Raw genomic sequence first — 12,425 nt, 5'->3', positions numbered from 1 at the left:
TGGTCGTCAGCGGCGCTGGCGCCTTCAGGACCCACTCTCCGGGTCAAAGGAGGGGAGATCCGCCGGTTCCTCGGGCCACATCTCCCTGAGCGGCGTCGCATTGGCGTCGAGCTGAGCGGCTAGATTGCGGATCTCAATCGCCGAGATAGCGAACTCAAAGCTTCGCCCCTCGAAGGGGAGTCCGAACGACGTCACGCCCAAGACGTTGCCAAACCAGTCCAACACGGGTCCTCCGCTGTGGCCGGGCATAGAAGTCGCTGTGAACTGGAGCAAGGCGCAATGAGGCGAAAGGTCCAGCCGGCCGCCCCCTCGAAGTTGTCGCGCGATGCGCTCGACCTCCCTTACCGTGCGCGCCGCACTGATCGATCCCTCGCTAAAGGTGAAAGACAGTCCGGCAGGCGACCCGAACGTCACGACCGGCTCGCCCTTCTGCGGCGGGGCCTCGGCGAGCCTCAGGAAGGGGAGCGGCTGCGGAGCGGCGACTTGCAGGATGACGAGGTCTCTGCCCGGACTCATCGCGCGAACCCCCTCGACCTCCAGCACACCATTGTCCGCGAAAACGACACGGGCGGAAACGTCGTTTTCCACGCAATGAAGGCACGTCACGATCAAGCCCGCTGGGTCGAGGACAAAACCACTGCCCACTCCTGATACGTGTCTCGATTTGTACGACGGCCGGTTCGATCGTCCGGATCAGGTCCGAGACGGTGGCGAACGGAGAGTCGATTCGCGCCGCGGCGAGCTTCACGTCGCGTCCCCAACGCTGGTGCGGTGAGACGGTGGGGGCTTCGTTGCGATCGGCCGTCACCAACGGCACGAGCGCGATGCCGGCTAGACCGATGGCGGCGAGGGCAACCGCCGCGAGTACCAGAGGGCGCTGTCGGAGGGGCCGCATCCGTCCCGTCCACCTTCCCTCACGCCAGCGAACAGCTGCGAGGTTGGCGGCCAACGCGGCGGCGATTGCGCGCTCGCCGACCCCTTGATGCTTGGCCACCCGCCGCCTAACAGGTCGAGTGACAACGCTCGCCTCGATCACGAACTCATGCCCGCAGCTACGGCACTTGGCGTGCTTTTCATGCGTGAGCGGGGGCAGGTGGTAGACCCGCCCACAGCCGGCGCACTTCACGGCGATTTGCTGTTGCGGAACGATCGGCGTGTCGCCCGTTACGAGGGCTCCGCGGCTACACGACCGGTCGCCAGCGGCCTCAGTCTAACTCAACGCCCTCGGCCGTAGCGAGACTGGGCTAGTAAATCGATGTCGGCATGTCGGCGTGTCGGAACGAACGACGTCGCTGAAGTTACAGGAGTCAATTCGTCGCGGCCCGTCTTCGGGGGCGTGCAGCGAGACCGCGGCGGGGTATCATGTCTGCCGCTCGCCCCTGCGGCAGGCGCGCTGGCGTACCACTGACGGAGTGCTCGATATGCAGCTGAACGCCCAAGCCGGGGTTCTCTTCGCAGAGAATCTGTCCGGGGTCCGAGCGATCATCGATGGGAATGGAATTGCGATCACGATCACCGGTCTGCTGATCGTTTTTGCGGCGCTAGCGGCGATCAGCCTGTTCATTGCCGCTCTGCCGAGGTTACTCAGCGCGCTCGGGCCCTACCTTCCCGAGATCGAATCGCACCACGACCTGCCATCTGGCAAGGGCGCCGCGACAAAGTCCTCACGTGACGATGACATCGATCCGCGACTCGTTGCGGCAATCGGATGGGCCGTTCATGCGACCCGGCAATCGGACCGATAGAGCACCGCACTACCGTTTTCGCCACCAAGCCCGTAACGCTCGGCAATCCGCTCGATGGACATCCTGCTCGAGTTCTTGAAGACCACCGGCTTCTATCAGATGTCGCCGGGCAATCTGGGGATGCTCCTCGTTGGATTGGTCTTCATCGCGTTGGCAATCCTCAAGGACTACGAGCCCTTGCTGCTTTGCCCGATCGGGTTTGGCATCCTTGTCGGCAATATCCCGTGCGCCGACAACATGGCGCTCGGCGTGTACGACGAGGGGAGCGTGCTGCACTACCTTTACTTCGGAGTCAGCCAAGGCGTCTTTCCGCCACTCATCTTCCTGGGCATCGGGGCGATGACCGATTTCTCGACGATGCTCTCGGAGCCGAAGCTTGTCCTGTTGGGGGCGGCGGCGCAAGCAGGCATCTTCTTGACGTTGCTCGGCGCCATGTTCATCGGCTTCACGCCGAGCGAGGCGGGGGCAATCGGCATCATCGGGGGCGCCGATGGGCCGACCGCTATCTTCCTATCGGCGAAGTTGGCCCCGCACCTCCTCGGGGCGATCGCCATTGCCGCCTACTCCTACATGGCGCTGGTGCCGGTGATTCAACCGCCGGTCATGCGGCTGCTAACCACGAAGAGTGAGAGACTTATCCGGATGCGACCGCCGCGTCAGGTATCGCGGCACGAGCGGATCCTCTTCCCGATCGCCGCCTTTTTAATATGCGCGATGATCGCGCCGGGGTCGCTTGTGTTGATCGGCATGCTGTTCTTCGGCAACCTGCTGAAAGAGAGCACGGTGACCGAACGGCTCGCTAATACGGCCCGCACCGCGATGATCGATATTGTGACGATATTGCTGGGCTTTGTAGTCGGCGCGAGCACCGACGCGGACCAGTTCCTCACCAAACAGTCATTGTTGATCTTCGGTCTCGGCGCGCTGTCGTTCGCCATCGCGACCGCGTCCGGCGTGCTCTTCGCGAAGTTCATGAACCTCTTCCTGCATCACAAGATCAACCCGTTGATCGGCGCGGCGGGAGTGTCGGCCGTGCCCGATTCGGCGCGCGTCGTCCAAGTGGTAGGCCACGAGTCCGACCCGAACAATCACCTGCTGATGCATGCGATGGCGCCGAACGTGGCGGGCGTCATCGGGTCAGCGATTGCGGCGGGCGTGCTATGGTCCGTCCTCACCAAGTAAGAAGCGTGCTGCTGCCGTCCCGCCGTGCGAGATGGAAGCGGCTTGCGACCCCCAATGCCGAGCCACCTGAGGCACAGAAGGGGTGATCCACTTTCGCGACCGGCTGGGCTCTCAACCAACCAAGGCTTTTGACCGTGGCGAAGAAAATCGATTTCATGTGCACCGCTTTCCGGGACGGCTTCCAGTCGGCCTATGGGGCACGAGTACAGACCGCCGACTTCCTGCCGGCGCTCGAGGCGGCCCGTGACGCGGGCCTCAATTACTTCGAGGCCGGTGGGGGCGCCCGGTTTCAATCGCTGTACTTCTACTGCCAAGAAGACGCGTTCGACATGATGGACGCGTTCCGGGCCACCGTCGGCCCCGACGCGAACCTGCAGACGCTTTCCCGCGGCGTGAACGTCGTGGGGCTCGAGTCCCAGTCGAGCGACGTCATCCGACTGCACGCCGAGCTCTTCAAGAAGCACGGCATGACAACGATTCGCAATTTCGATGCGTTGAACGACGTGCAGAACCTCGTCTACAGCGGGCGCTGCATCGTTGAGGCAGGCCTGAAGCACCAAGTGGTCGTCACGATGATGGAGCTGCCGCCCGGCTGCGTCGGCGCGCACGACGCCGACTTCTACGCCGGCGTGCTCCAACAGATCCTCGACGCCGAGATCCCCTACGACTCGGTCTGTTTCAAGGACGCCTCTGGCACGGCCGTGCCGTCCAAAGTCCACGAGACGATCAAGCGCGCCCGCAAGGTGCTGCCGGCCGACACGTACATCCATTTCCACACCCACGAAACGGCCGGCGTCAGCGTGCAGGCCTACATGGCCGCATTGGAGGCTGGCGCCGACGCCATCGACCTGTCGCTTGCGCCCTGCTCGGGAGGGACTTGCCAGCCCGACGTGCTGGTGATGTGGCACGCCCTTCGCGGCAGTCGCTTCGAGCTCGACGTCGATATCGACAAGGTCCGCGAAGCGGAGGGGGTCTTCAAGGATTGCATGAAGGACTATTTCCTTCCGCCCGAGGCGGTTGCCGTCGAACCCCTGATCCCCTGGAGTCCGATGCCGGGCGGCGCCCTAACGGCGAACACGCAGATGCTGCGGGATAACGGCGTCATGGACCGCTACCCGGAGATGATTCACGCCATGAGCGACGTCGTCCGCCGCGGCGGCTATGGCACTTCGGTTACGCCGGTCTCGCAGTTCTACTTCCAACAGGCGTTCAACAACGTCATGTTCGGAGCCTGGGAGAAGATCGCGGAGCCGTATGGGAAGATGGTCCTCGGCTATTTCGGAAAGACGCCGGTCCCACCGGACCCCAAGGTTATCGCCCTGGCGTCGGAGCAGTTGGGCATTGAGCCGACCTCCCGCCCACCGCTTGAGCTGAACGACGCCGACCCCAACAAAGGCGTCGAACCGGCACGCAAGCTGCTCCAACAGCACGGGTTGGCGGAGACGGACGAGAATCTCTTCATCATCGCCACCTGCAAGGACAAAGGCCTCGCTTTCCTGAAGGGTGAGGCGACCCTCGGCATCCGCAAGATCGATAAGAAGGCCACTGGCGCGACGACGGTCGACCATCCGGGCGACTTCGCCCTTCGAATCGGCGGCAAGCGCTTTGACGTACGGGTGGATGGTCAGCGTGTGACGGTCGACGGACGCGTCTACGACGTTGACATGGTGGACAAGTCCGACGCGCCCGAGCCGGTCCCCTCTGAAGACGTGACGGAAGTCGCAGCACAGATGCCCGGAGTGGTGCTCCGAATCCTTGCGCATCCGGGCGACCAGGTCCGCGCCGGCGAGCCGATCCTCGTGCTCGAGGCGATGAAGATGGAGGTCCGTGTAAATGCGCCCCAAGACGGTGTGGTGCGTTCGATCGGGGTTGAGGTGGGGCAGCAAGTCGCCAATGGGCAGGCGTTGGCCACGCTTGGCTAGGCCCTCGGTACTTGTTGCAGCTGTCGTCCGCTGCGATCGCTTGAGGCGAGGCGGACGCGAAGCGATCGATCGACCGCGGTGTGAGGCTATGTCTACCGGTTGAGCGAAGGCGATTGGCGCGCATGCCTCCTTTTGGATTTCGCCGTCCAAGGCCTCGACAAACCGTTCGCTAGATCAGCGCAGGGACCGCTTCTGAGCGCCACCTTTTGCTTGCTGTTTACCTACATTCTTTTGCGCATTCGCACACGGGCGGACGCCGGCGAAGTGGTTATGTTGGCAGTTGGCGTCAAGCATTCGCGCTTCAACGGCTCGAGTGGGGATGCCGGCTCTTCTTTCGATGGTCAATCGCGAAATCCGACTTCAATGCAAGCGACGTGAGGCGTTGCACGCAGTTATGAGATACCGGCCGCTAATTCACTGAGATCGCACGGCTGGCGATCCCTTCAACGAAGGTCTGACGGTGCAGGCGAAGTTGCGATCGAGAGCGGAGCCAAGCAGTTACTAGTCCCCAAAAACCAAGGTTGATGGCGAGACGGCAAGCTGTGTGTTCTGTCTTCGGTGAGCGATTTGTTCGCGTCGCCGACGGTATCGATGGCTGACGCCTCTATCGGAGAGGAAAACTGGGCGCCGAGGCGAGTTCTGAGTCGAATTGCCAGCGGTGCCATTTTTCCTCTAAATTAAGTTGACACTATGGTTTCACGGCGATAACGTTGCGAATAACCGGTAGGGGTGGCCGAATTCTACGCGCCCGTCGCCGAGTTTGCTCCTCCGATGTTTGTTCAAACTACGAAACGCTGCCAATAAAGTGACAGCGCCGCCACTTCTGCTCTGACCCTCAGAGGCCCGGCTCATGGGCGGAAGGCGTAGCGCTGACGCTTCCAACTTCAGCGACTGGATTCGGCTCGATGAATGGGCGCCGCAGGGCGCTCTTCAGCTTCTCCTTCTCATCCCGCGGCTTCTCTACGTTGATCTACACCTCTCCTCTGATGCAGCAGGGTTCAACTGATGAAAGCGACATCGGCTTTTCTGCTTTGCCTGGTCTTGTGCGCGACGGCTGCACAGGCCGTCATCATCGTGTCCGGAACGGACAGCGGCATCTATGACTCGTCCGGCGGGGCCGGGAGCATCGACTACACGCTCCAAGGGTCTGGCAACGCGCTCGTCTTCGGCACCTACATCGACAACACCTACACGCCCTCCGGCATCCAGTTCGGTGGGGCCACTGCCGACGGCTTCGTTCAGGACGGCCGGACGTCGCTCTTCTACTTCTACGACCCCGTCGATATGGGGTCGTTCTCCTTCAATGTGTCGGCCGGCAGCGCTAACTCGGCATACTTTGTTTACGAGTTGAGCAACGTCGATACGTCCTTCGCGCCCGACCTCGGGACGGGAAACTCGATCACTACAACGACCGATAATCGCTTCATCACCAACTTTATCGGCGTCAACAACGCCGATGGCTCGGCGCTCACTTCCACCGGCATCCAGTCCCTGTTCGGCGTGGGGAACGCCAATGGGGCGATCGGTGGCGGAGCGGTCGGCGCCGGCATCGCCGACGAACTCGCCACGGGCGTCGCCGGTTTGAAGTCCCTAACGTGGGACGGCTTCGGCGGCGGCTTCTCGCAGGGAGAGGTCTCCGCGGCGTTCGTCGGGTTGGCCGGCGGCCCGGTCTCGTGGGCGATCGACGGCGGCGGCGACTGGAGCCTCAACAGCAACTGGAACGGCGGCGCGCCGAGCAGCGGCGGCGAGGCTCTGTTGGGCAACATCCTCTCCACGCCGAACTCTCCCGCAACGATCAGTCTCGACGCTCCCGGCATCAACCTCAGCAAGCTGACGATCAGCAACCCCAACCGTTACGTCGTCACCGGACCCCAGACGCTGACGCTGAGCGGCGACGCCGAGATCTCGGTCGGTGGCGGCACGCACGAGATCGCCGCGACGATCACCGGGTCGTCGGGCTTATTGAAGAGCGGCGGCGACAACCTGATCCTCTCGGGCGTCAACACCTACACGGGCGGCACGACCATCCAGGGTGGTTCGCTGCAACTCGCCAACAGCGGCGCCGTGCCGGGCGATGTCACCATGGCAGCGGCCGGCGAGCTGCGCTTCATTGAAGGCTTCAACGGCGCGTTCGCCGGGAACATCACCGGCAGCGGCGCGGTTGTGCTCGACAACTCGATGACGACTGAGACCGTCACGTTCAACTCGGCCAAGTCGATCTCGGGCGCGGTCAACATCAACGGCGGCACGCTAGCCGTCAGCAACAGCGGCGCGTTGGGCACGGCGGACGGGACCGCGGCGACTTGGACACGGGTGAGTGGCGACGAACTAGGCGGCGTCGAGGACACCGGCAAGCTCGCCCTGACGGGCGGCGTCAATATTGCTAGTGAGTTCCTCGTCCTCGGGCCGCGGGCAAATGCGGCGATCGACGCGGTTCACCTGACGAGCAGCGGCGCGAACACCTGGGGTGGCAACATCAAGGGTGAGGCGACCGGCTCGCAGTACAACATCGAATCGACTTCTGGAACGCTCACGCTTAGCGGCACCCTCTCTGCTCCCGAGGGGGACGGCGGCGCGGTGGCCTACGTCTTCTCGGGCGCCGGCAACACCAACCTGACCGGCCGGATCACCGACGCCGAGACCAACGCCAGCGGCGACACCTTCGTCGGCGCCCCGAACGCCGAAGACAACGTTAGCGTGATAAAGCGTGGGTCCGGCACGCTGACGATCGGCACAGCCACCACGCTCCAAGCGGACTACTGGCAGGCCGGGACGGTCGTCGAGGGGGGCACGCTGGTGGTCCTCTCCAACGGCGCCAACGGCGGCGAGCTCTGGGGACCCGTCGAGGTGCAGAGTGGCGCGGTCCTTGATGTCGATAACTTCTCGAGCTACTCAACGCAGGTCGATCAACTCATCTCGGGTGGTGGAACGATTCAGGCCCAGACCCTGGCTCTCTTCGACGACGCCCAGGTCAGCCCTGGCGATGGCGGGGTGGGTACGCTGACCGTGAACGGCAACGTCGTGATGAACGCAGGCGGCGGTGGCGGCGGCACGCTCCAGTTCGAACTGGGCGACACCACGGCCATCGGCGACAGCGACCTGATCGACGTCAACGGCAACGTCACGACGGCGGGCGGCGCGCCCAGCATGACGGTCAGCGTCGTCGCGGCCGAGGGCAGTCTCGCCGCGGGGCAGTACAAGCTGATCTCTCACAACGGCGCGGCGATCAACGTCAGCGGCCTCACGCCGGCGTTCCTGGATTCCTTGGGCAACGCGCTCACGACGCGACAGTCGCTGGCGATCAGCTCGGCTAGCGGCGCGGTGAACCTCGACGTCACCGGCACGGCGGGGAGTCTCACCTGGACCGGCGCCAACGGGACGGCGTGGGACAAGAACACCACGCAGAACTGGGTCGATGGCGGCGCCGAAGTCTTCTACGACCTCGACCAGGTCACGTTCGACGATTCGGCGGGCGCCAACAGCACCGTCGATATCTCGGGTGAGGACGTCTACCCCTCGGTCGTCACGTTCAATAGCTCGACCGGCAACACCTACACGGTGACCGGCACGAACGGCTTCGGCGGTCAGACGCCCCTCAACCTGACGGGCGATGTGACGGTCTCGCTTGGGAATACGAACACGCACGAGGGCGACATCAGTCTTGCCTCGGGCACGACCCTTGAGATCAACGGCGGCGCCCATACGTTCTCGGGTGAGATCAGCGGCGCCGGGTCGGTTGTCTTCCAGACGGGCGCTACTCTGAACGGGGCCAACACGTTCACCGGCGAGGTGACGATCAACGGCGGCACCGTGTTCCCGAACTCGGCGACCGCTTTCGGGACCACCGATGCGGGGACGACCCTCAATGGTGGGGCTATCTGGTACAACTTCCAGAACCTGGCGGTCGCCGAGCCGATGACGCTCAACGGCGGCAGCGTGATTGTCGCGGGCAACGACGCGTCGGCCGTGAGTTTCACCGGTCCGGTGAGCGTCGGCGCCGGCGGCGGCACGTTCCTCGTCAACGGTGGGCTCGGCGGCGACGCCCTCGCTATCACGAACAACGTCACGGGTTCGGAATCGGGGGTCGTCACCGTCAACGTCGGCCCGAACTCGGTCGCCACGCTCACCGCCAACGTTTCTAACAACGGCGCGTTGAGCAAGGTCGGCACCGGCATCCTCGCCCTGGCCGCTTCGGCGGCTGTTTCGTCGCCGGTGATCGAAGTCAACGGCGGCACGCTCGACGTCACCGCAAAGCCGTCCCTCGTGCTCGGCGATGGGCAGATGCTGACGGGCAACCTGAGCACCGTTAGCGGCAACGTCACCGCTGGCAGCGGTTCGACAATCCGGGTCGGCGGCGACGGCTTGCCGTTGTCGGACGCCGTGTATGTCGACGCCACCTGGGGCGCCGCCGAGAGCAACACCACGCTGGTGGGCGGCGGAACCCTCACGCCACTCAACAATGTCTTCGGCGACCAGCCCGAATGGAACGCCCGGACCCCGTTCGGTAACGGCGGCAGTGTACTGCAAGGCCAGACGTCGCAGCCGAACCCGAACTCCGCGCCCGTGCTCGTGACGACGGTTGACGGGCTGCAGTCCGGCGAGGAGTACGAGGTCTGGGTCAACTTCTGGAACGACGGCTCCGGCTGGCGGGTGCTCGCCGGTGATTCGGAGAGCAACCTGTCGCTCTACGACCCGGCCAACAGCGTGGCCGCCTCGACGCTGACTTATCCGACCCTCGTGCTCACGACCGAGGGGAACCGAACGATGCTCGCCGGCAGCCTCGGCACGTTTACCGCGAACGCCTCGGGTGAGATCCAGGTGTACCTCGACGAGAGCAGTGAGACCGGCGGCGGCAATCGCGCCTGGTACGACGGTCTCTCGGTCTCGGTGCAAGAGATCATCGGCGCGACTCTGACCGTTACGGGCGACGTGACCCTGCAAGCCGACTCGGCGGTCGCGCTGGACCTCGGCACTCCCGAGAACTCGGACCTGCTGAGTATTTCTGGCAACTTGGCCGCCGCCGGCATCCTCGACCTCTCGCTCGACTCGCAAGCGCCGGCTCCGGCGGAGGGCGATGTGTTCAACCTCTTGGACTTCACTGCCGCTAGCGGCGTCTTTGACTCGATCTACGTTCCGGGGTTGGGCGCCGACCTGACGTGGGACGACGCCAATCTGCTCACCACCGGCGAGCTGAGCGTCGTCAGCTTCGAGGGTTTGCTCGGCGACTTCAACGACGACGGCGTCGTCAACGCGGCTGACTACACCGTGTGGCGTGACAATGTCGGCACCAGCTTCGACCTCAACGGCAACGGCAATGAGCTTGCCGATAGCGCGGGCTTGGTGGACGCCGCCGACTACCAGCTGTGGGCTCGGAACTACGGCGCCCAAGCCGCGTCGTCGTTGGCCAGCGTGCCCGAACCGTCGGCTCTGATGTTAGCGCTGACCGCGGGATTGCTCGCAGCCCGGCGGCAGCGAATTGAGAACTGATGCGGGGGTGTGGGGTGGGACGAGACGCCGTGCCGCTGGACGGCGGCATGGCGTCTCTCTCGAAGTGAGTTAACAAGCACGACACAGCTTTCTTGATCCAAAAGGAGTCGAGGGATGTCGACCGAAGCGATTCGTGTCACCCTACCGCGCAGGGCTTTCACGCTTGTTGAGCTGCTAGTCGTGATCGCGATCATCGGCATCTTGGTCGCGCTGTTGCTGCCGGCGGTCCAGGCGGCCCGCGAAGCGGCCCGGCGCACCCAATGCACCAACCAGCTCCGCCAGTTGGCGATCGCGGTGCATAACTACGAATCGACCAACGGCAGCGCGCCGGGCGGCTCGGGGTATCCCAACTACTTCGACGCCCGCCTCTGGCAGAACGGCGATCAGGTGTACTGGAACTGGATGACGGCTCTGATGCCTTTCATCGAGCAGCAGAGCGTCTACGACACGCTAAACATGACTAAGGGGGCGGCCGCCGGGACTTGGCCCGGCAATGGCTCGCTGACCGACCCGAACTCGAACGTAGCGATCGCGGCCAACACGCAGGTCCCCGAGTTGCTCTGCCCGAGCGACCCGTTCTTCTCGATCGCGTTAAAGGTCAACTCGTCAACGCTGTCGGCCGACTTGCAACCCATCAAGATCTTCGGGATCGAGAACCCCCCCTCGTCGCAGGGGAACTCGTACATCGGATCGCTAGGGCCCACGGTCCAAGACTTCTGCACGTTCGACAACGCGCCCGACGTCTGTATGGGACGCAACTGGGGGACGCCCGACCCCGCCAGCTTCGCGTCCGATTGCTTCATGGCTGGGACCTGCATCCAGTCGGGGCCGTGTGTTGGCATGTTCTGTCGCAATCCCGAGGGCGTTAAGTTCAGGACGGTCTCCGACGGGCTGTCGAAGACTTACATGTTGGGAGAGACGCTAGCCGACGACAGCAACCGCAACTGCGTGTTCTGTCTCAACACGCCGCTGGCTGGGACGCAGACGCCCATCAACACGCCGGGCAGCTACAAGGACGGCATCCCCAACGCTTACTACCTCTTCAATAGCTACAAGAGCGCCCACCCCAGCGGCGCGAACATGGCGATGGGCGACGGGTCGGTGCAGTTCGTCCAAGACACGATCGACTACCTCGTGTGGAGCCAGACCGGCACCACGGCCGGCAGCGACTTCGGCGGCGAGAAGCTGCAAGGGACCGTCAACGAACCGCCGCGGTAGGCGGCTCGTCGATGGGTCTTCCACTAACACTCACTTCACAGCGAAGCGGTCTTGCTTCTCCTCACCAACCAGCGGCGCCCGATGTCTCGGCTGAAGATGAAGTTGAACCAGCAACATGCTCCACTGCTTGCGATGGCGGGCTTCGCCGTGCTGGTGATGGGGTGTGGCGATTCGGGCATGCCGATGACCAAGGTGACCGGCAGCGTGACCATCGCCGGCGGGCCGCCGCCCCAACCGGGGCAGATCATCTTCACCCAGGTCGCCGGAACAGGTCGGGACGGCCTGCCCACCCGACCGGGGATGGCGGTCTTCCGGACCGACGGGAAGTTCGCCGCCCGGACCTTCGAGGAGGGCGACGGCCTCTTGCCCGGCACGTACACCGTGAGGATCGACTGCTTTTCCGGCGCGCTCGGCGAAGGCAAGTCGGCCCGTGAGCTCAGCGTCGTGCCGGCCGGCTGGGCGCCGGAGCAGCTGGTGGTGACTGGCGACGAGCGTTCGATGACCGTGAACTACGAGGTGCCCGCCAAGTGACGTCGCGCCTGCCGGCCGCTGGGCGGAGCCCAATCGCCTCCCAACTGCGACGGTCCGACGAACACACCACAGGACGACCCTGCATTCCAAAAGGCCCCCGTAGGAGGCCCCAGGAGGCCGTTTAGAGCGTCCGAAACCGGGGCCTGGCAAAACCTGAAGGCGGCGCAAGGACGCGTCTACGACCCCTCCATGGCGATCTAAACGCATGTCCACGTTCCCGCCTCCCCGCCCCGGGGAACGGCGCCCGCTATACCCCCTCGAACGGGGTCATTCTGGGATCCGTTGAGCGCGACCCCCACGACGAACCAACAACGCCTTCAGAGACGCGCCTAGGCGCGTC

General features: G+C 64.2%; 7 protein-coding genes. 6 read left to right on the top strand and 1 reads right to left on the bottom strand.

Annotation, left to right across the window (positions count from 1 at the left end):
• Window positions 1-24 precede the first annotated feature (24 nt).
• Entirely contained in the window at window positions 25-645 is a 621-nt protein-coding gene (locus tag Spa11_RS16075) for a S1C family serine protease (RefSeq protein WP_145114080.1), read from the bottom strand.
• 776 nt (window positions 646-1,421) lie between these two features.
• Here Spa11_RS16075 and Spa11_RS16070 point away from each other — a divergent pair.
• From Spa11_RS16070 to Spa11_RS16045, 6 genes are all read left to right on the top strand, one after another.
• Window positions 1,422-1,745 (top strand): OadG family protein, encoded by a 324-nt coding sequence (locus Spa11_RS16070; protein ID WP_145114078.1) that lies wholly within the window; start codon window positions 1,422-1,424, stop codon window positions 1,743-1,745.
• Window positions 1,746-1,799: 54 nt separating this feature from the next.
• Window positions 1,800-2,927: a sodium ion-translocating decarboxylase subunit beta gene (locus tag Spa11_RS16065; RefSeq protein WP_145114076.1), complete on the top strand. Its 1,128-nt coding sequence runs from the start codon at window positions 1,800-1,802 to the stop codon at window positions 2,925-2,927.
• A 134-nt stretch (window positions 2,928-3,061) separates the two neighbouring features.
• The gene (locus tag Spa11_RS16060) at window positions 3,062-4,849 is read left to right on the top strand and encodes a biotin/lipoyl-containing protein (RefSeq protein WP_145114074.1); all 1,788 of its coding nucleotides are present in this window, start codon (window positions 3,062-3,064) and stop codon (window positions 4,847-4,849) included.
• A 1,005-nt stretch (window positions 4,850-5,854) separates the two neighbouring features.
• The gene (locus tag Spa11_RS16055; RefSeq protein WP_145114072.1) at window positions 5,855-10,336 is read left to right on the top strand and encodes a beta strand repeat-containing protein; all 4,482 of its coding nucleotides are present in this window, start codon (window positions 5,855-5,857) and stop codon (window positions 10,334-10,336) included.
• A 114-nt stretch (window positions 10,337-10,450) separates the two neighbouring features.
• The gene (locus Spa11_RS16050; protein WP_145114070.1) at window positions 10,451-11,554 is read left to right on the top strand and encodes a DUF1559 domain-containing protein; all 1,104 of its coding nucleotides are present in this window, start codon (window positions 10,451-10,453) and stop codon (window positions 11,552-11,554) included.
• Window positions 11,555-11,635: 81 nt separating this feature from the next.
• Entirely contained in the window at window positions 11,636-12,085 is a 450-nt protein-coding gene (locus Spa11_RS16045; protein ID WP_145114068.1) for a hypothetical protein, read from the top strand.
• Window positions 12,086-12,425: the final 340 nt, after the last annotated feature.

The sequence above is a fragment of the Botrimarina mediterranea genome (assembly GCF_007753265.1).
Taxonomy (GTDB): Bacteria; Planctomycetota; Planctomycetia; order Pirellulales; family Lacipirellulaceae; genus Botrimarina; species Botrimarina mediterranea.
The sequence above is the reverse complement of the archived record's forward strand: the minus strand, read 5'-3'. Positions and strand labels throughout refer to the sequence as shown.

What these genes read in the sequence shown, in the direction of transcription:
- Spa11_RS16070 (WP_145114078.1), top strand. Translation starts at nt 1,422, where the DNA reads ATGCAGCTGAACGCCCAAGCCGGGGTTCTCTTCGCAGAGAATCTGTCC.
- Spa11_RS16065 (WP_145114076.1), top strand. Translation starts at nt 1,800, where the DNA reads ATGGACATCCTGCTCGAGTTCTTGAAGACCACCGGCTTCTATCAGATG.
- Spa11_RS16055 (WP_145114072.1), top strand. Translation starts at nt 5,855, where the DNA reads ATGAAAGCGACATCGGCTTTTCTGCTTTGCCTGGTCTTGTGCGCGACG.
- Spa11_RS16050 (WP_145114070.1), top strand. Translation starts at nt 10,451, where the DNA reads ATGTCGACCGAAGCGATTCGTGTCACCCTACCGCGCAGGGCTTTCACG.
- Spa11_RS16045 (WP_145114068.1), top strand. Translation starts at nt 11,636, where the DNA reads ATGTCTCGGCTGAAGATGAAGTTGAACCAGCAACATGCTCCACTGCTT.